This window comes from Entomomonas sp. E2T0, assembly GCF_025985425.1.
GTDB lineage: Bacteria > Pseudomonadota > Gammaproteobacteria > Pseudomonadales > Pseudomonadaceae > Entomomonas.
This window is the reverse complement of the sequence record NZ_CP094972.1, coordinates 2,239,904-2,257,183: the sequence shown is the minus strand read 5'-3', so window position 1 is coordinate 2,257,183 and position 17,280 is coordinate 2,239,904. Positions and strand designations below refer to the sequence as shown.

Genomic DNA, 17,280 nt, shown 5'->3' with positions numbered 1-17,280 from the left:
AGTTAATTTGGAGAAACACCATTCCCACTGAGGAATGATGCTTCCCCAATGGGTGGTGTTTTAGGACTTAGTTAGCTTTTACGTTAATCACAATAAATTCAGCATTAAAAGGATGTGTCACAGAATCCTCTCTTAATCTCCCCATATAAGGGCGTATTAAGCTATGAAGCTGAGACAGCTTTTCAAAACTTATTTGTTGTGACTTCCATAATTGTCTAATGAGTCCTTGGTGCAATATATACGTTTCATATTCCCTCTTATCCGTTGGTTCAACTGCTGTTTGATAAAGGAAGGTATTTAATCCCTCTATTGCTAACAATGAATCAATCAACTGATTAGGAGCTTTTAATGAAAACGTTACTTTTCTCGTAAGGTTATTAGCTAAATAATCTCGCTCATAGTTTTGTAATGAATGAAAAAAGTCATCTAATACAGCATGATCTACATAGTCTAAACTTCTATCTAAAAATCGAATAACAAACTGATCTTGAGTAGAGTCCTCTTGTAGATCCTCCTGTAGTATTAGCATGGCACGTATTTTTTCTCTGTTTTCCTGAGATACCGCATTTAATAAGGCTTCTCTGGTACATTCTAAGAATACGTGATTTAGCTGATTACCTATTTCATTAAAATCATTTACTGCAAAGAAAGCTAATAAAGCAGTAACCAATAAAAAAGTTGAAGATGATGTTAATTTTGATGAGTTAGATAATGCAAATAATACCGCTACTGTAGATGCCCTATCCCCCGCCCCATTGAATTTGTCTATAACTGATGCAGATAATGATACTGATGATATTTTATCATTGTTTGATATGGATACTAATGAAGTAACCATTGATGATCCTGTAATAGAAAGTGGTTCTATTCAAGATACAGAGGAAAATACAGCAGAAGTTAGTTTATTTAATAATACCTATGCTGAAGTATTTGAATTAAGTGTAGCTAATCAATCTGCACCAGTTATAGATATAAACTCATCTAAACTGACCTTTAGTTTTGATACTCCCCTTTCTAAAACAGCATTAGGTGAGAAGTTTATTGAATGGTTAAAACACCGTATTAGTCAGCATAAACTTAAAATCAATGATAAAGATGCTAAATTGCATATTATTCAAGGTAAATTATTTATTGTCTCCCCTAGTATCTTTCAACGTTTCTATAACGAATACCCTGAATTAGCAAAAGTCATTGATAACACTAAAAAAGAGCATTGGAAAGTGATTCAGAGTAGTTTTGAAAAGCTTAAATTACATAGTAAAAAGAAGAATGATTTAAATATATGGCAATGTACTGTATCAGCCCCCCGTAAGAAAGGACAGATCATTAAGGGATATTTATTAGAACCTTCTCTATTCTTTAAGGAATTTACACCCCATGAGAATCCTTTTATTGAACTTGAAAAGGAGGATGAATAGGTGAAATGTTCTTGTAAAGGAGGTAAAAATAGAGCTATAAGTCTTTTGATAATATACAAAAATCACTTTTACAATCAAGTAGAATATTTTCATTTACATGTAATATTTTTCTTACATTACAGGTATAAAAATAGTATAGTAAATCCATCAAAAAAGCTGGTAGTCAATCAACATCAAGGAGGGCAATATGATCAAGAAGAACGATGCTCCCTATCTCTATTTATTCAAAATAGAATTTTCACAGACAAACTATACCCTGTAGATACATGGTTGGATAAAGCAGGTAGTAGGCTATCTCTTTTTAATGGAAGTATGCAACGAGACAGGCCAAGGAAAACGGGTAAGGATACCAAACGTCAGCTACTCAAGAAATACTGCCTTATCTGTCAATCCACCGATTTGACATGGTCGTTAAATTGGAGGCATTGCTATGACTTTTTCTAACATTTTAACCTATCAAACACTGCTTGAAAGCTATCTTGCTACTCGTATTATTAGGTCTACTACTGAGAATAGTTACAGAGCAAGTATTAGAAAGCTTGAAAGTGGTTTAGCGAGTTATTGTGCTGATCACTGGATTGAGTTTGACTCTGATGCAAACAGTCTTAGCCCATCATTAGTAGCGAAATGGCGAACGTATGAGCTAGTCAATGGGCTATCTGCTAACAGTGGGAATACACATGTTAGGCATTTAAAAGCTATTTTTAATCATGCCATTGATACGGGTATATTAACAATGGATCGCAATCCCTTTTATAAGATGGCGATTACTTCGCCTAGCAAAAGGAAAAAGACTCTTTCATTACACCAAGTAACACAAGCTAGACTATTTTTAGCAGGTGCCCAACTGGATGAGGAGAAAGGCAAAGATATAGGAAAACTGCATCCTGTATGGTTCTGGCAAACAGTATTTGAAACTTTTTACTATACGGGTATGAGACGTAATCAACTGATCCATTTGAGAGTGGGCGACGTTCATTTGAAGAAACAGTTGATCAAGATCCGTATTGAGGGTTCTAAAACATGGCGTGAGTATGAGATACCCATTAGTGATCAATTACTGCCCCATTTAGGAAAACTGTTATGGCGAGCAAGCTTGTTGCACTTTAAAGCAGAGGATCAGCTGTTTAATGTGAATCGCTTTAGTGATCACAAAAACTCTCGTATGAGCAAAGTGATGCAAGCAGATCGGGTTTCTAATGTGTTTGAGTATATATCAAAGCGAATTGGTATACAGATAACACCTCATCGCTTTCGACATACGCTAGGTACAGATTTAATGAAGGAGCCTGAACGTAATTTACATTTAGTAAAAGAATTATTAGGTCACACTAATATCAAGACAACACTTGAATATGTGGAAGCTGACTTAAATTCTATTAAAACATTACTTGATCACAGAGGTTAGCATAAGACCGATTAATAGGAGGATTGAGAAGATTGAAATAGCATTATTAACGAGACATGTTTAATAACTTATTAATTAAATAAACACTGTAAAAAGAAAAACGCCTACAGAAATATCTTGATAAATTTCTGTAGGCGTTATATTCTGAAAGAGTATGTAACCAAATTGAGATACTTTACATACAGTTTCGCTAAACATAATGGACGGCAATCCATAATGTTAAAAGTGGTGGGTCGTATAGGATTCGAACCTATGACCAACTGGTTAAAAGCCAGCTGCTCTACCGACTGAGCTAACGACCCAAATTCTTTTGAATTTGGTCGGAGTAGAGAGACTCGAACTCCCGACATCCTGCTCCCAAAGCAGGCGCGCTACCAACTGCGCTATACTCCGATAAATTTGGCTCCGCGACCTGGGCTCGAACCAGGGACCCAATGATTAACAGTCATTTGATCTGGGAAGTCATTTGGTCTAGGAGTTAGAAAAAATTGTACAAGTCTTTGTATTTAATATTTTTTATTTATTAATACAGAGACACGAGCCATGAACAACTCAGCAAATTCAAGCACTCATAGTGCAAAAGTTATATCTATTGTTTCAACAAAAGGTGGGGTAGGTAAAACTACTACTGCTGCCAATCTCGGAGCATTTATTGCTGACTCAGGTAAAAAAGTTTTACTTGTTGATCTTGATACCCAACCTACCCTATCAAGTTATTTCAACCTAGAACTAACAAAAGACAAAGGTACCATTGAGTTTATAGGTCAAAACAATCGCAATCTTGATGAAATTGTTTCTAAAACAACATTGCCTAACTTAGATATTATTATCTCCAATGATCACCAAAACTTATTAAATAAGTTACTCTCTGATGCCCCTGGTGGTGAGCTTAAATTATATAATCTATTACCTATTTTTCGTCCCCACTATGATGTCATACTTTTTGATACTCAAGGTGCGAGATCAACCACTTTAAAAATGAGTATTATTGCCTCTGATCTAGCTATCTCCCCTGTTCCACCAGAAATGTTAGCAGCTAGAGAGTTTAGTCGTGGCACTATCCAACTTTTCATAGAGCTAATTGAAGCCTATTCATTATTAGGTATTCATATTCCTCAAGTACAACTTCTTATCAATCGTGCTGATTATGGCTCTAACGACTCTAAAATCATTGCTGAAGGCTTGAGATCCACTTTCAAAACTAATCCTTTAGTTAAAGTATTAGAAACCTATATACCTGCCATCGCTACCTATCGCAAAGCAGCTACTGTACAAGAACCTGCCCACCGCTATGAGACTAAACGTCCTCAAGGTAGAGTTGCCCCTGCTGCTTTGGATAGTTTAAAAAACCTTGCTTGTGAAGTGTTTCCAGAGTGGCAAGAAGATTTTAATAAATTAACACCAGATATGTTAGAAACTATCTTCCAAAAAAGGATAGCGCAATCAGTTTAGGAGAATGGTATGAAAGATTTAACTTTCTGTGATGCCATTTTCATCGGTTATAGCAAAACTGACAGTGGCTACGATATAGTTTTCTTGAGAGATGGTTCAGAACTTCAACTCCCATCCACTTATAAAGAAAGAACTAAAAGTGATGAAGTATGGGATAAAAGGACTGGGCTATTAAAAAAATATGGCTCTATTCAACAAGCTCCCTTAAATCAAGGTTACTATTTTGAAATCTATCAAGATCAGAGTTTAAGACGTGCTCCAGAATTGGATATAACAACAAATTATCATAATTCACCTTATGATCTAATTGGTTGGAGAAATGAAAAACACTCTGGAGGTTTTCTAGCTCCTAATGGCATTATTCCTGATTTTGGTGGGAAGTATATTTCAGATAACACCAAAGTCTTGAGTCTACTCATTCCTAAAGAAATGGAGGAAGTTTGTAAGGAATATAACACAAGCCCTGAAACTTTATTCTGTGATATCACTAATAATTTAACAGGTTCAACTCCTTTTCATAAAGGATCCGTATTAAATTATTCTGGTATAGCGTGGTCTTCACTTGTAAAAGCTTATTTACAGGCAAGTTACGGTAGAAGAAGGGGATGTGAGTCATGAAAAAACTTAACATACCCTACTCCACTGAAGCAGAACAAGCGGTACTAGGTGGCTTAATGCTTGATAACACCACCTTTGATGACTTGATTGAAATAATTGAACAACAGGATTTTTATCGCCATGATCATCGGGTTATTTTTAATGCAATACAGCGTTTACATAGTGAAAGCCAACCGTTTGATGTAGTGACATTAGCCGATAAAATATCCTCTACTAAACAACTATCCAATGTAGATAATATATTAGGTTATGTGGCAGAACTTGCCCGTAACATTCCTTCAGTTGCCAATATAAAAAACTATGCAAAAATTGTTAAAGAACGTTCTGCCTTACGCCAAATTATCCAGTATTCTGATGAAATAAAGACAGCAGCAGTCACTAAAGAAGCTAAGAGTCAGACTGTTGTTGCGTTGGCTGATCAAAAACTGTTTGATATTACTCAAAAACAAACAGGGCAAAAAGACTTCGCTAATATAAATCTAGTGTTAGCAGGTATTGTTGACAAAATTGATACCCACTTTAATAGTGGTAATCCTGTTACAGGTGTATCAACAGGTTTAACGGATCTTGATTATCAAACATCAGGGCTACAAAAATCTGACTTAATTATTTTGGCAGGTAGACCTTCAATGGGCAAAACGACACTTGCTCTCCAGTTTGCCCTATCTGCTGTTGATAGCATTATCAAAGAACAGGAAGAATATAAAAAGTTAGAAGCCAAAAATAAAGCTAAAGATATTGGGCAACAAGAATCTATCGCTCCACCTGATAAAAAACATATTTTAGTATTCTCCTTGGAAATGCCCACTGAACAGCTAATTATGCGCTGTATCGCCAATTTAGGAGGTCTTAACCTAAAATCTATTATGACAGGACAATTAAGTCCTGATAATAATGGTATCAATGAGTTTGATCAACTAGCACTGGCGATTAATAAAATAAATAGCTATGAAAATGTATTGATTATTGATGACAGTGCAAGCCTGACTACTACCATGATACGTTCTAAAGCCAAACGTGCTGCACGCAAATATGGTTCTCCACTCCTTATTTTAATTGATTATCTACAACTCATTAGCAGCACAGGCAATTCAGAAAATCGAAATAATGAAGTGTCTGCCATAACTAGGGCACTAAAAGCATTGGCAAAGGATTTTAATTGTCCAGTGGTGGCATTATCCCAGCTTAATCGTGATCTTGAAAAACGAGGCAATAAACGACCTGTTAATGCGGATTTACGTGACTCTGGAGCAATTGAACAAGATGCTGATGTCATTATGTTTATCTATCGAGATGAAGTCTATCACCCTGACAGCATAGATGCAGGTACTGCGGAGATCATACTAGGTAAACACCGTAATGGACCTATAGGCACAGTAAAAACTTCTTTTATTGCAAGCCAAACCAGTTTTAAAAATTTAGCTACAGGGAGTTATTAAATGACATTTATTAAAGAATATGAAAAAAGCTTATTTGAATGCTGTGAGTGTGGATGGACAGGTGAGCATGATGAAAAAGCCACAAGAGAAGAAGAATATTGTGGCGTAGACAGCGTAGTAGATATTTGTCCCAAGTGTGACTGTGAAGATTTTTATCGAATCGCACCTACAACATTATCAGGAGACAACAATGACTAGAATTGTTATTGATAGAGCCAAAAAACAGGTGTTAGCTTGTCCTGTTTGTTATTGCACAGAATATTTTACAACCTTTAGATTTAAAGGAAAAGCAACGCAACTTTTTGACTACCAAGGAAATAAAACTCATACATACGATTTATATCCTCTAGCAAAAATTAAAGAGGATAAATGGGCCGTTTGCTATTACTGCAATACTATCGTTGGCAAAGTTAAGGATAACAAGTGATAGCCATGACAACCAAAGAAAATCAGCTTTATCTCTGTGATTTTTATGGGTTTGAAACCTTGCAATGGCAAAAAGGTGCCAGTTTGGTTATAGACTTTATTAATACAGAGATCCCACTCATTATAAAAGTTGAAGGTATTTTTCCATCACTTATCTATCTTGAAGCTGTTGAAAAACTACTGAGAAAAAAAGTTGCAAGGCGTGATTTAGAACCACATGAACGCTATAGAGTTGAAGTAATAAATACAAGCAATAGTGCACATACAATCTTAACGAGCTTTAAATTCAAATCTATTCAAAAAATAGCATCTAACGTCTTGGAGAAAAATAGATGAACCTAAATATCCCCAAATTAGAAACAAGACAACTGTTTGAGCTTATCTTAAAAGTACAATATTTAGTGAGTGTACCTACTGAACACTTATTAATTACATCTGAAGAACTCCCTATCTGGAGAACACTGGGTGATGTTGTCATCATTACTGATATTAATGTTAGCAGACCCTTCATTTATACACACAAAGTATTTATTAATACTCAACATAAATTAGCAGCTGAAGAACTTATCTTTAGAATATTTAATGAATTTCTACCCTTCTACTACCTTGATCGTATCAATCAATACAAAGCCATAGTTGATGCCAAATATGGAATAGAAGAAATTACAGTACCCCTACTTAAAAAACCATTTAATGCAAATGAACAACCTACTAAGCACAGGGAGGGTTTATGAGCAATAAGGATAAAAGAGATAGAGATTGGGCATTAGATAAAATCAAAAAATGCTTGGCATTATTTGCTAAAAGCACTGGTAATGAAGCAGATACAGCATTACGTCAAGCTAAAGCATTAATGCAAAAGTATGGTATTGATGAAGCAGATCCAAAACTTAACAATATTTCTGAAAGCTTTGTCATTATCGGCAAAGGCTCTAAAAACCCACCTCAGTGGCAAAGTCACCTTGCAGGTGTCTGTGCTAGAGCATTTGACTGTCGAACTATCATGTTTAATAAATACGATTACACTCGTAAGGGTAATCTGGAAAATATTAAACGTATTCGTTTTATTGGCATTGAACCATCCTCAGAGTTAGCTAGTTATACTTTTGAAGTTTTAGAAAGACAGCTTAAGAGTGCTAGAAAAAAATACCTAAAAACACTCCATCCTAATTGTAGCTTAACTACCCGTCGTAGAAGAGCCGACTTATTTGCTGATAACTGGGTCAATGCAGTGATTGGTTTAGTGATGGATTTTGCTCAGAACCACCAAGCACTCAATATGATTGATGCCTATGTGGAAAAGTATTACGACACTACACCCATAAAATATGCTGAAAAGACCAAAGACAAACGTTATGACTCGGCAAAGATTGCAGGGTATGTAGCAGGTAACAATGCTCATTTATCCCATGCAATGAAACACACGAGCGAAGAACAACTTAGCTTGTCTTTTGAAGGACAACACTAATGAATAATCAAGGAGAAAAACTATGCTAATACTTACCCGTAGAGTAGGTGAATCATTAATAGTTGCTGATGATGTAAAAATCACTATAAGGATTATTCATAAGAACAAGGTTAAGTTAAGGATTAAAGCACCTAATAAGGTACTTAATCGAATTTTAAATAATCAGTCATTACTGCCAAAAGCTATAAACAATATAGAGTTAAATAGAAATATAGATGAAACACTGGCGATAAGTAATGATGTAAAAATCATTGTATTTGGTGTTCAAGGTAATCAAGTTCGTATTGGTGTGAATGCTCCTAAAAATATACCTGTACATAGAGAGGAGATTTACCAGAGGATTCAGAAGGAAAAGCACAATGGCAATAACAATTGAACAATTAAAGGCATTAAAACCTAATGATGTTATTTATCAAGTAACAGAAGGATATTGTGTAGATGATATTTATTGCGTTGGTGATATTTTAATTAAATCCCTGCCAAACAGAGTAGAAAAGGTGTTTTTTAGTAGCAGCAGTTATCAAATAATTAGAGTCAGTGCAACTACTGCTGATAAAAACTATTTTCTTACTGAGAAAGAGGCTTTAGAGACAGCTATAGCACTTGCTAAGCATAATCTAAAAAAATGTTATCAATTTGATAAAGGATGGCTAGCACATTTAAAGGACAAGCTAAAAGCTTTAGAAAGAAGGGAACAAGGAAAATGAAGCTACTACAACCTAATGAAAGTTAATCCTGTATTAGATACTAGAATGGTTTTTAAGGAATTATATCAATGAACAAGAAAAAGCCAACGGCCCAAGATATTTCAAAACAAATGTTAGCCAGTGGTTTTAAATCACCTAACAATATTACTCAGTTAGCAGATCCCATCAGTGATACGCCCATTGAGCTAACATTAGATCAATTAAGAACTTACGAACATAACCCTCGTAAGAGTATTAATCCTCTTTTTAATCAGATTAAGGAGTCCATTCGCTCAAGAGGGCTAGATCACCCCCCTACAGTAACAAAACGACCAGGAGAAAAACATTATATTATTAGAAGTGGTGGTAATACTAGGCTTAAAGCATTAAAAGAACTCTATGATGAAACAGGCGATGAACGATTTTACCGTATTAAATGCCTATTCAAGCCTTGGGCTGGTGAAATCACCTCTATGGTAGGACACCTTGTTGAGAATGAGCTTCATGGTGAACTCATGTTTATTGATAAGGCTATTGCTATCAATACGATGAGGGATTTTTATACAAAAGAATCCTCTAAAGAGTCAGGTAGAAGACTATCACTGCGTGATATTGCTGATTATTTGAAAAGAGATGGCTACCCTATCTCCCACTCCCTTGTAGGGAGAATGCTTGAGTGTGTGGATAATCTGTTACCTGCTATTCCTGATCTATTATATGGTGGTCTTGGAAAGCCAAGAATTGAAGAACTGTTAACCCTCAAAAACGCTTTCAAAAAGATTTGGAATAAATATATTCAAGACAATGAACCGCTTGATGCTGAGCTATCACCCGATAATGAAATGTTTTTAGGTTTTTGGACTGCTGCCTTATCTAAATTTAATGATATAGATGCTGCCGATTTTAATTTAATCAGAATTAAAGATGAAATTTTGCAAGAACTTACATTCTATACTTCACAGGACTATACAACCCTTGAGTTAGACTTAGTTGAAGCAACTAAATCCAATAAGTCTACTACTCAAAATAATAACGAGTTTGTAACATCCCCAGTTGAAACCCATACCACAACAGTAACTAATCAATTAGGAAGTTCTGTTAGCCACTCTCAACCGCAGACAAAAGAGCCTATAGCTGAACCAAGTAAGCCAACTGATAAAATACCTTCAGTTGATACTATCACAATCGAAAAATCTACTCTTTCTCCAGTAGTATCATCCACTCCTATTCATAGTCCTGTTAAATTATCGGATGAAGATAAACAGCAACAAGTTCAAGATAATATTATTGAACCTGTTAGCCTCTCCCCTAAAGTACAAAAAATCAATCAGGATATTGATAAGCAGTTAGGTGGAGATCCGCTTGCTTATGATGATGCTATTACAAAGTCTATTCCTATCCAAGCAGGTGGTGGCTTAAATGAAGTAACCGATATTTGGTATATTCCCAAACAAATAGACTCCCCTGAAGCAATAAGAGAGGAGTTATACCAATTAGCCTATGATCTAGCAACTTATGGCAACTATCAGGATAAGTTAATTCGAACCAATGAAGGTCTTGGCTTTGGAGTAAATGGGCAAACGATAACTGACAAAAATGAGCATACTGAAGCAATAGCCATGCTCATTATGACACTCCTTAGATTACATCCAGATCAGGCTCAAGCTGACATCTCATTGGCTATTTTCAACCAATTATTGATGGGTGGTTATGATATTGCCATTGGTAATAATCCTGCGACATCCATTGGTATTAAGCCTTTGCCTGATGTTCTTTTAATTAAGCTATTTCGACTTATCCGCCTTACTAGACGTTTAATCGAATTAATTAACCATAATGAGTAAATAATGAGGTTCTTATGGACGATTCTTCTCTTAAAGATCTATTTAATAGTAACACTCTTATTAATCAAGCATTGTTAAGTCAGATCATTACTGAGATCAAACAAGGTAATTACTATCGCTGTAAAGCAATGGGATTAAGTGATGATATTCTTCAGGTTATTGACTCATTACCCCCTCTTGCACTCTCAGAGCTAATGGCAAGCCCTGTAGTGTGGGCAAAAATAACGATAAATACCAATGCCTTTATGAGAATAATCGACTTAAATCATGATAAAAATAAACTTAGGACACTGATTAATAAGGCTATTATTTTAAATGCCTCTAATAAAATGCTTGCTGATTACTTTGGTATTTCAAGCAATGTTGCCGCACATAAACGCAAACTACTCAATGTAGAAGCTGCTAGAGGTAGACTGGTTCAACTTACAGAAGAACAAAAGAAAACGGTATGGAATGAGTGGAAAGCTTTTCTTAATGAAGAACCTACTATGGATCGGTTTAAGAAGTTAGAAAAGCAGATAGCGATTGCTGAAAAATATAATCTTAATCTCTGTGTTCTTAATCAAGAGATTGAAAGCCACAATATCAAGACTCAAGATGATCATAAGTTATATGAGCAACTTATTGAATTGAGGGCATCTAAACAAATCATTAGTAACTTCTTTAATGCACCTCAAAACAAAATAATTATTACTCAAAGACTTATTTCTTCTACCAAGTCAGCAAATGAACTGTTATTTACCGATTGTAATAAACGAACAAAAGATAAAGTTATTAGAGAATGGAATTATTTACTTAAAAGAACCTATACCCAATCTATTCATGACTTAACCCATGAACACCTACATAAATTAATTAGTTTTTCAAAGAAATACCATATTGAATTTAATTCATTATGGGTGAACCTAACTAAAGGTATAGAAGGTGCAAATTGATGGTTGATAATAAGTGGTCTACCATTTTAGATGAGTGCATTAGTAAAGTTGGAGAAAAGTGGCCTGATCCCCCTGCCCTAGAAAAACCTATCCCTGGTGGCAAAGCAGAAGGATCTTCTACTATTTCAGGCATACTTTACAGCGGTAATATTCATGAGACTGTACCAAAGCAACTATTTTTGGACAATCGACTAACACCTGTTGAACGTAACGGGTGGCAAGTCTTTAAGCTGCTACTAGATAAACAAGGTTTCGCTGCACCAAGATATGAAGATCTACAACCCTATTTGTCTATGACACCTTATGCTGAGAAGGCCTCTAAGGAAACAGTCGCTAAAGTTATTCATATTTTACGATTAACACGTTGGTTAAGTTTAATTAATAAAGGTAGAGATAAGCACACTGGTCAATTACTTGGCTCAATTTATATACTTCATGATGAACCAATAACCCCTGCTGAAGCACTACAACTTGATAGCAACTATCTTAATTTTGTTGTTAATTGTTGCAAACATGCCAATAAAAACGTATCAATTGTTGCCAAGGGTGCTTTTGATGATCTACATGAGTCAGATAACCAATCAGTTCAAACCAGACTCTCATTATTAGCGCAGCGTATTCAAAAACAGATTTCAAACGAACCCGATAAATTAAATGAACATGCAAAACCAAAACAAAATAATCACTTAGTTCGGAATAGTATTGACCCTAGTTCGGAATCCGAACCGAGTAAAAATAGCCTAGTTCGGAATAGATTTAGCCCTAGTTCGGAATCCGAACCAAGCCTACACCCTCCTATTTCCAACTTAGTTCGGAATCCGAACTCATATAGTACTAGTACTGTATATATACATAATAGTACTAGTACTGTACTAGATCACCCTCGATTAAAAAGTATTAACAAACAACAACAATTAAAACTTGTTGAGCTAGTTAATGAATTAGATGCTGATCTAGTTACACAAGTATTTGATGAGTTTAATAAACGCTGTAATGACACGATTAATAACCCTATTGGCTATCTTTTTGGTTTATTGAAGAAAGCCAAAAATAATGAGTTCAAGCCTTGGTTGAGCTCTAGTAATACAAGCATACACCATAATCAGCCTAATGCTTCAACTAAACCACCTCCTAGAACTTATTGCAGAGATACTACTAAGCCGATTCCCAACGAAGTTAAGCAGCAAATGATGGATCTTAAAAAACTATTTAGCACTAATAAAACTTAAGGATATACACATGACACCACTGATAACAATGACCTCTATCTTTGTATTCTTATCAGTCATCATATTGATACAAATGTATAGATAAACCACTTTATTTAACTATCTTTGGTGAACCACAACCTTATTAACAATTATATGTTTGGAGAAAACAAATATGTTTGAACTTAAAAATCTTAATGATAAAGATATTAAAAAAATTCAGTGCGCTAATAATACTCTTATCATAACAATTAATGCTGAAAGCATCTTAGATACAGTAGATGATGAGGGAGTAAGTACAATTTACTTGTTCGAGAATGAAGTTAGATACTTGCTACCTTATTTCACTAGACAACCTATAACATTGTCTAATTCTATTTTGATAGGTATCAAACGTATTGATGGATTTAGATCTAAAAATCTACGATATGCTTTATTTTTAAAAGCAAGTGAAGTATCAAAAATAGTAAAAAATGGCATTGCAAAACTTACTATGCCACCTTCAATATTATTTGAAATCTATGATTTAGCTGAAGAAGAACATGAAACAAATAGAAAAATGGAAATGTTAAAACCTTTATTACAGCTATATATACATTAAATTAAACATTAAAGTGAGGTTTAACTTTTGTATCTACTGATTTTGTGTACAGTGTACACAAAAAAACAAATACGCCTTGAGGATATATTATGTTATTCAAATCCAATAGTTATTTAAACCTATTAGTTTCAACTATAACTTTATTATTAAAATTCTGTTTTACAACTTTTGTGTTTATTTCATTGGTCATATTTTTATTTAACTGGCCAACACCCTATTACCTTGAAACTTTCAAGATAATCAGTGTTTTTTATACATTTTTAGCGTTATATTTCATCTGCCCAGTGCTGATTATATTTTTAATAGAAAGTGTATTAAAAAAGGTTAAACATATTAAACCTACTATTAACTAATTTTGTTCCCATAAAGGATAAAACTTATGACAAAAGAGACATTTGATCGCATTAAAGCTGAACTAGATGCTATGAATGCTGAGTTAGACGAAATTGAAGATAAAATAATTCGAGGTCAAATTGCATACGAACGATTAGCAGCAAAACTTAAAGAACCTATTATAACGTCAATTTTAGAATTTACAGAACAACTATCACAGTCAAAGAACCATCATTATTTTTGTAAACAGTGTTTACAAAAATATCGTTATAAATTAAATGCAGTAATAAATTAGTTTGGTTATTAGCGTTTTGTAAACAGTGTTTACAAAATCTCAGGCCATCTTTTTCATAAACTAAATAAATTTGACCAATTTTTATTTGGATACTGTTTATTCTAAGAATATATAGAGAATTTTAACCCTAGTTTGTTATTAATTGCACTAAAGGTATAGCTATGACTACGGTTGAAAAAGAAAACAGCGAAAGAATTGGTCCACTTCAGAGCCAAGTAATCGTAACAATTCATACGATTCAAGCCATGAAGTTATGGCAAGGCAGAAAAGCGACTGATCCAAAATTACGTAATTCGATTATGGGATTACCTGGCTTTATTAGTCGTTTAAATGCCATTCATTTTACATCTAGTTTTGATGACCCTTATGCAGACTGGGCATTAATTATAGTCGAGGATAAATACAATTCATCACAAAAAGAGATCGCTGAAATAACAAAAACAATTGATAAAATATTTCAGAAAGTACCTAAACAAATATCTATCTCAGATAATTTAAATATTAACCCCATAGATTTAACACTGATTAGTAAGTCCCCCCTTGGTTTTAGTGGTGTGTATTTACTTACTGAATATGATGAGCTTATTAGAAAGATTTTACAGCTACGCCATATTGGTCTAATAGGTAGAACTAATGCAGATAACTTTATCAGAGATGCCTCAAGAGTCATGAGAAGCTTTTATAGTGTCATTCAATACTATAAAAATGCAGGTGTAGCTCGTGATGATATAGCTGCTAATAATGCAAGAGCGAGACAAGCTATTGAAAAATTAGGCTTACCACCAAAAGATATTTTAGAAGGTACAAAACGATCTGAATATGCACCTGTTATTCATAAAAGAAAATTGGCCAATACTGAACCTGTTATTAGTGATGAAAAGACTGAGCATTTTGTTCCTAACCAGGAAGAAAATGCTCAGTCTGATTTAGAAGATTAAGGTAAAAGTATGAATAGCTCAGAACAAAACGCCTTCAAAGCTACCGAACAAATTATCTCCAGAGCTTCCGAACAAATCGCTTCCCTAAAAGGCCTTTTAAAAGGTAAGGGAGAGGTTGAAGATTCCCTTATGGTTATTAACCATGCGAAAGCGTTAATACCTCAAATTAAAAAGTGCATGGAGCATTTCTCCGAAATTGTAAACATGCCCCCTTATACTTTTTTTGAAATCAGAATGCGTATCCAGAATTCAAAAGATAATTCTTTTTTAAGATGGAGAGAAAATAAGAATGAATTGATGGGTGTACAAGTATGGGAAAAAGCTATGTTAAATCCACCTAAAGCCAGTGTCGAGAATGTCACTACTTGGCTAGAGGATTTAGCTTGTTTTGAAGAAGCACGATTAAATTTAAATAAATATATGAGTTATCTATCTTTTTTAATTAAACAACATAAGGAGTACTTAAAAAATAGAGAATATACAAGTTCAATGTTAATTAAAGCAAAGCAATCTATTTCAACTAGAGACAACATTTAGTAGTTATAGATTTTGTAAACAGTGTTTACAAAAATATCTTAGATACTTTGAGGAATTAAATATGGGAACAAGATTTTTAGGTGAAGGTAATATCGGTAACATTGACTCACGTACTATTAATAATGGTAACGATACTCCAAGAATTGTAGTATCCATTAATGTACATTTTGATAATCTAGTAAAAAATAAAAAAACGGATGAGTTAGAAGATCAAGGTGGTTTTTGGGCACCTGTCGAATTTTGGCCACAAAACATAGAAACAGCCCAACATCTTATTAAAAATGTTTTTAAGAAAGGTATGCGTATCAAAGTAGAAGGTAATCTAGTTAATGAAAAATTTGAAGATAAGGATACAGGTGACGCACGCTCTATTATGAAAGTACGCACGTTCCAGTCAGGTATTAGTATTTGCTTACAAAGGCTTCAATCAACAGAATTAGTACCTAAGAAAATAAATACTGAAGAAAGCAACAATAGTTCTCAGGAACAATCTGAAGCTAATAATCAATCAGAGTATCAAGATGACATGGACTTTTGAAAAATACCTATTAATTAAGTTTAAAATATATAATCAATCTGAATAATATTGTCTCATTAGAGACAATATTATTTAATAGACAAGTTAGTAACTGTGTACAGTGTACACAAAAAACAAGGAAGCTCTAAAAATGAAATTAAACAACAGAATTACTTGCTTTGGTATATTGACTCTAACCATTACTTTATTAAATGGTTGTGCTGGAATGTCAGGTAAACAAGCAGGTGGACTTATTTGTATTAACTGTGAAGCTGAAAATAAAAGCACTGCTGTAATTTTAGCCCCTGCTATTGGCAAGTGTGACGATGTAATTTCAAGATTAAGCGTTGATGAAGCAGCTAGTCGTATTAAGCGTAAATTCAATTTTATGACTACTGATGAAATGAGATCATCTCCTAATGGGAACTTACTTTTATCATCGTCTGATTATGGTTGGTCAGCCACGCCTGGTACTCACTATATGATGAAACAGGCTATAAATGGTGGGTTTATACAAGCAGAAGTAAGTAAGAAAGGATCTGGATCTGTCATTAATATAAAGACAGCTGTACATGTTAAAAAAGGTGATAATTTAGAAACAGCTAGAAATAGTGCTAACTCTCTTGCAGCTGAATTTAGAAAAAGAATTATCACTACACTGGGAAAATAGTAAAAAATTTATCTAAAAAAGTAACGCGTTACTTTTTTAGTATAAAGCTATAGCCATTAAAGTTTTGTAAACAGTGTTTACAAAAATGGAGCATCTTATATTGGTTAGGTTTGGATAATGGAAAAAAGCAAAAAACCATTAACCCCTGCTGAACGCATGAAAGCAAAAAGAGTAAGGGATAAGCGATTGCATCAAAAAATAGGGGGAAAGGAGAAACGAATACATATTTTCAATTATACTGTTCAGCATATTGATGTACTCATGCAGCAAGGAAAATACACTGATGAAGATGAAGCCATTATTGATGGATTAGCCGTAGCAGCTATGTTAATTCAAAGCAATACCCATAACTTTAATGAGTTATTAATAAAAGCTCGGCAATTAAAATAAAGAATAAGCGTTCTCTATTTCCAAATCTAAACTAATACCTGTTTTACATAAAGCCAGAAAATAGCCAATATGATTTTTGTAAACACTGTTTACAAAA

At 34.1% G+C, this 17,280-nt stretch carries 23 protein-coding genes, 2 tRNA genes and 1 pseudogene; 23 read left to right on the top strand and 3 right to left on the bottom strand.

Features of this window, described 5'->3' with window-relative positions; translation table 11 throughout:
- Positions 1 to 67 precede the first annotated feature (67 nt).
- Positions 68 to 838, bottom strand: a complete 771-nt coding sequence (locus MTZ49_RS10990) for a hypothetical protein (RefSeq protein ID WP_264745591.1) — start codon at positions 836 to 838, stop codon at positions 68 to 70.
- Between MTZ49_RS10990 and MTZ49_RS10985 the strand changes: the two genes are divergently transcribed.
- Positions 816 to 1,418 (top strand): conjugal transfer nickase/helicase domain-containing protein, encoded by a 603-nt coding sequence (locus MTZ49_RS10985; RefSeq protein WP_264745590.1) that lies wholly within the window; start codon positions 816 to 818, stop codon positions 1,416 to 1,418. The two genes, MTZ49_RS10990 and MTZ49_RS10985, sit on opposite strands and share 23 nt — an antisense overlap.
- Before the next feature lie 430 nt (positions 1,419 to 1,848).
- On the top strand, positions 1,849 to 2,826 hold the full coding sequence (locus tag MTZ49_RS10980) for a tyrosine-type recombinase/integrase (protein WP_264745589.1): 978 nt from the start codon (positions 1,849 to 1,851) through the stop codon (positions 2,824 to 2,826).
- A gap of 226 nt (positions 2,827 to 3,052) precedes the next feature.
- Here MTZ49_RS10980 and MTZ49_RS10975 read toward each other — a convergent pair.
- Both MTZ49_RS10975 and MTZ49_RS10970 read right to left on the bottom strand, forming a co-directional pair.
- Positions 3,053 to 3,128, bottom strand: a tRNA-Lys gene (locus MTZ49_RS10975).
- A 15-nt stretch (positions 3,129 to 3,143) separates the two neighbouring features.
- A tRNA-Pro gene (locus MTZ49_RS10970) sits at positions 3,144 to 3,219 on the bottom strand.
- Positions 3,220 to 3,369: 150 nt separating this feature from the next.
- On the opposite strand from MTZ49_RS10970, the gene MTZ49_RS10965 reads away from it, so the two are divergent.
- The 21 genes and pseudogenes from MTZ49_RS10965 to MTZ49_RS10865 all read left to right on the top strand — a co-directional run bounded on the left by MTZ49_RS10965 (position 3,370) and on the right by MTZ49_RS10865 (position 17,183).
- The gene (locus MTZ49_RS10965; RefSeq protein WP_264745588.1) at positions 3,370 to 4,278 is read left to right on the top strand and encodes a ParA family protein; all 909 of its coding nucleotides are present in this window, start codon (positions 3,370 to 3,372) and stop codon (positions 4,276 to 4,278) included.
- 9 nt (positions 4,279 to 4,287) lie between these two features.
- Positions 4,288 to 4,896 carry a hypothetical protein gene (locus MTZ49_RS10960; RefSeq protein ID WP_264745587.1) on the top strand — a complete coding sequence of 203 codons (609 nt, stop codon included), beginning with the start codon at positions 4,288 to 4,290 and terminating at the stop codon, positions 4,894 to 4,896.
- Entirely contained in the window at positions 4,893 to 6,335 is a 1,443-nt protein-coding gene (gene dnaB / locus MTZ49_RS10955; protein WP_264745586.1) for a replicative DNA helicase, read from the top strand. The genes MTZ49_RS10960 and dnaB overlap by 4 nt, the downstream gene beginning before the upstream one ends.
- Positions 6,336 to 6,533, top strand: a complete 198-nt coding sequence (locus MTZ49_RS10950; RefSeq protein ID WP_264745585.1) for a hypothetical protein — start codon at positions 6,336 to 6,338, stop codon at positions 6,531 to 6,533.
- Positions 6,526 to 6,762 carry a hypothetical protein gene (locus MTZ49_RS10945; protein WP_264745584.1) on the top strand — a complete coding sequence of 79 codons (237 nt, stop codon included), beginning with the start codon at positions 6,526 to 6,528 and terminating at the stop codon, positions 6,760 to 6,762. The genes MTZ49_RS10950 and MTZ49_RS10945 overlap by 8 nt, the downstream gene beginning before the upstream one ends.
- A 5-nt stretch (positions 6,763 to 6,767) precedes the next feature.
- A complete protein-coding gene (locus tag MTZ49_RS10940) occupies positions 6,768 to 7,097 on the top strand; it encodes a hypothetical protein (RefSeq protein ID WP_264745583.1) in 330 nt (109 codons plus the stop codon).
- Positions 7,094 to 7,495, top strand: coding sequence for a hypothetical protein (locus MTZ49_RS10935; protein WP_264745582.1), 402 nt, complete (start codon positions 7,094 to 7,096; stop codon positions 7,493 to 7,495). The genes MTZ49_RS10940 and MTZ49_RS10935 overlap by 4 nt, the downstream gene beginning before the upstream one ends.
- The gene (locus tag MTZ49_RS10930; protein ID WP_264745581.1) at positions 7,492 to 8,229 is read left to right on the top strand and encodes a DUF2786 domain-containing protein; all 738 of its coding nucleotides are present in this window, start codon (positions 7,492 to 7,494) and stop codon (positions 8,227 to 8,229) included. Before MTZ49_RS10935 ends, MTZ49_RS10930 begins: the two co-directional genes overlap by 4 nt.
- Before the next feature lie 22 nt (positions 8,230 to 8,251).
- Positions 8,252 to 8,359, top strand: a pseudogene (locus MTZ49_RS10925) (carbon storage regulator); the annotation flags it as partial.
- Positions 8,360 to 8,422: 63 nt separating this feature from the next.
- Complete coding sequence (csrA, locus tag MTZ49_RS10920) at positions 8,423 to 8,605, top strand: carbon storage regulator CsrA (protein WP_264747875.1); 183 nt, start codon at positions 8,423 to 8,425, stop codon at positions 8,603 to 8,605.
- Positions 8,589 to 8,936, top strand: coding sequence for a hypothetical protein (locus tag MTZ49_RS10915; protein WP_264745580.1), 348 nt, complete (start codon positions 8,589 to 8,591; stop codon positions 8,934 to 8,936). The genes csrA and MTZ49_RS10915 overlap by 17 nt, the downstream gene beginning before the upstream one ends.
- 68 nt (positions 8,937 to 9,004) lie before the next feature.
- Positions 9,005 to 10,759 carry a ParB family protein gene (locus tag MTZ49_RS10910; RefSeq protein WP_264745579.1) on the top strand — a complete coding sequence of 585 codons (1,755 nt, stop codon included), beginning with the start codon at positions 9,005 to 9,007 and terminating at the stop codon, positions 10,757 to 10,759.
- Positions 10,760 to 10,773: 14 nt separating this feature from the next.
- Complete coding sequence (locus MTZ49_RS10905; protein WP_264745578.1) at positions 10,774 to 11,694, top strand: DUF2857 domain-containing protein; 921 nt, start codon at positions 10,774 to 10,776, stop codon at positions 11,692 to 11,694.
- Positions 11,694 to 12,923, top strand: a complete 1,230-nt coding sequence (locus MTZ49_RS10900; RefSeq protein WP_264745577.1) for an STY4528 family pathogenicity island replication protein — start codon at positions 11,694 to 11,696, stop codon at positions 12,921 to 12,923. The genes MTZ49_RS10905 and MTZ49_RS10900 overlap by 1 nt, the downstream gene beginning before the upstream one ends.
- A gap of 154 nt (positions 12,924 to 13,077) precedes the next feature.
- Positions 13,078 to 13,503 carry a hypothetical protein gene (locus tag MTZ49_RS10895; protein ID WP_264745576.1) on the top strand — a complete coding sequence of 142 codons (426 nt, stop codon included), beginning with the start codon at positions 13,078 to 13,080 and terminating at the stop codon, positions 13,501 to 13,503.
- A gap of 379 nt (positions 13,504 to 13,882) precedes the next feature.
- On the top strand, positions 13,883 to 14,131 hold the full coding sequence (locus MTZ49_RS10890) for a hypothetical protein (protein WP_264745575.1): 249 nt from the start codon (positions 13,883 to 13,885) through the stop codon (positions 14,129 to 14,131).
- 161 nt (positions 14,132 to 14,292) lie between these two features.
- Complete coding sequence (locus tag MTZ49_RS10885) at positions 14,293 to 15,069, top strand: PFL_4669 family integrating conjugative element protein (protein WP_264745574.1); 777 nt, start codon at positions 14,293 to 14,295, stop codon at positions 15,067 to 15,069.
- 9 nt (positions 15,070 to 15,078) lie between these two features.
- A complete protein-coding gene (locus MTZ49_RS10880) occupies positions 15,079 to 15,606 on the top strand; it encodes a DUF3158 family protein (RefSeq protein WP_264745573.1) in 528 nt (175 codons plus the stop codon).
- A gap of 61 nt (positions 15,607 to 15,667) precedes the next feature.
- Positions 15,668 to 16,144 (top strand): single-stranded DNA-binding protein, encoded by a 477-nt coding sequence (locus MTZ49_RS10875; RefSeq protein WP_264745572.1) that lies wholly within the window; start codon positions 15,668 to 15,670, stop codon positions 16,142 to 16,144.
- Positions 16,145 to 16,274: 130 nt separating this feature from the next.
- Complete coding sequence (locus tag MTZ49_RS10870; protein ID WP_264745571.1) at positions 16,275 to 16,793, top strand: hypothetical protein; 519 nt, start codon at positions 16,275 to 16,277, stop codon at positions 16,791 to 16,793.
- A 117-nt stretch (positions 16,794 to 16,910) separates the two neighbouring features.
- Positions 16,911 to 17,183 carry a hypothetical protein gene (locus MTZ49_RS10865; protein ID WP_264745570.1) on the top strand — a complete coding sequence of 91 codons (273 nt, stop codon included), beginning with the start codon at positions 16,911 to 16,913 and terminating at the stop codon, positions 17,181 to 17,183.
- The last annotated feature ends 97 nt before the right edge of the window (positions 17,184 to 17,280 follow it).

What these genes read in the sequence shown, in the direction of transcription:
- MTZ49_RS10985 (WP_264745590.1), top strand. Translation starts at nt 816, where the DNA reads ATGGATACTAATGAAGTAACCATTGATGATCCTGTAATAGAAAGTGGT.
- MTZ49_RS10990 (WP_264745591.1), bottom strand. Translation starts at nt 838, where the DNA reads ATGGTTACTTCATTAGTATCCATATCAAACAATGATAAAATATCATCA.
- MTZ49_RS10980 (WP_264745589.1), top strand. Translation starts at nt 1,849, where the DNA reads ATGACTTTTTCTAACATTTTAACCTATCAAACACTGCTTGAAAGCTAT.
- MTZ49_RS10965 (WP_264745588.1), top strand. Translation starts at nt 3,370, where the DNA reads ATGAACAACTCAGCAAATTCAAGCACTCATAGTGCAAAAGTTATATCT.
- MTZ49_RS10960 (WP_264745587.1), top strand. Translation starts at nt 4,288, where the DNA reads ATGAAAGATTTAACTTTCTGTGATGCCATTTTCATCGGTTATAGCAAA.
- dnaB (WP_264745586.1), top strand. Translation starts at nt 4,893, where the DNA reads ATGAAAAAACTTAACATACCCTACTCCACTGAAGCAGAACAAGCGGTA.
- MTZ49_RS10950 (WP_264745585.1), top strand. Translation starts at nt 6,336, where the DNA reads ATGACATTTATTAAAGAATATGAAAAAAGCTTATTTGAATGCTGTGAG.
- MTZ49_RS10945 (WP_264745584.1), top strand. Translation starts at nt 6,526, where the DNA reads ATGACTAGAATTGTTATTGATAGAGCCAAAAAACAGGTGTTAGCTTGT.
- MTZ49_RS10940 (WP_264745583.1), top strand. Translation starts at nt 6,768, where the DNA reads ATGACAACCAAAGAAAATCAGCTTTATCTCTGTGATTTTTATGGGTTT.
- MTZ49_RS10935 (WP_264745582.1), top strand. Translation starts at nt 7,094, where the DNA reads ATGAACCTAAATATCCCCAAATTAGAAACAAGACAACTGTTTGAGCTT.
- MTZ49_RS10930 (WP_264745581.1), top strand. Translation starts at nt 7,492, where the DNA reads ATGAGCAATAAGGATAAAAGAGATAGAGATTGGGCATTAGATAAAATC.
- MTZ49_RS10915 (WP_264745580.1), top strand. Translation starts at nt 8,589, where the DNA reads ATGGCAATAACAATTGAACAATTAAAGGCATTAAAACCTAATGATGTT.
- MTZ49_RS10910 (WP_264745579.1), top strand. Translation starts at nt 9,005, where the DNA reads ATGAACAAGAAAAAGCCAACGGCCCAAGATATTTCAAAACAAATGTTA.
- MTZ49_RS10905 (WP_264745578.1), top strand. Translation starts at nt 10,774, where the DNA reads ATGGACGATTCTTCTCTTAAAGATCTATTTAATAGTAACACTCTTATT.
- MTZ49_RS10900 (WP_264745577.1), top strand. Translation starts at nt 11,694, where the DNA reads ATGGTTGATAATAAGTGGTCTACCATTTTAGATGAGTGCATTAGTAAA.
- MTZ49_RS10895 (WP_264745576.1), top strand. Translation starts at nt 13,078, where the DNA reads ATGTTTGAACTTAAAAATCTTAATGATAAAGATATTAAAAAAATTCAG.
- MTZ49_RS10890 (WP_264745575.1), top strand. Translation starts at nt 13,883, where the DNA reads ATGACAAAAGAGACATTTGATCGCATTAAAGCTGAACTAGATGCTATG.
- MTZ49_RS10885 (WP_264745574.1), top strand. Translation starts at nt 14,293, where the DNA reads ATGACTACGGTTGAAAAAGAAAACAGCGAAAGAATTGGTCCACTTCAG.
- MTZ49_RS10880 (WP_264745573.1), top strand. Translation starts at nt 15,079, where the DNA reads ATGAATAGCTCAGAACAAAACGCCTTCAAAGCTACCGAACAAATTATC.
- MTZ49_RS10875 (WP_264745572.1), top strand. Translation starts at nt 15,668, where the DNA reads ATGGGAACAAGATTTTTAGGTGAAGGTAATATCGGTAACATTGACTCA.
- MTZ49_RS10870 (WP_264745571.1), top strand. Translation starts at nt 16,275, where the DNA reads ATGAAATTAAACAACAGAATTACTTGCTTTGGTATATTGACTCTAACC.
- MTZ49_RS10865 (WP_264745570.1), top strand. Translation starts at nt 16,911, where the DNA reads ATGGAAAAAAGCAAAAAACCATTAACCCCTGCTGAACGCATGAAAGCA.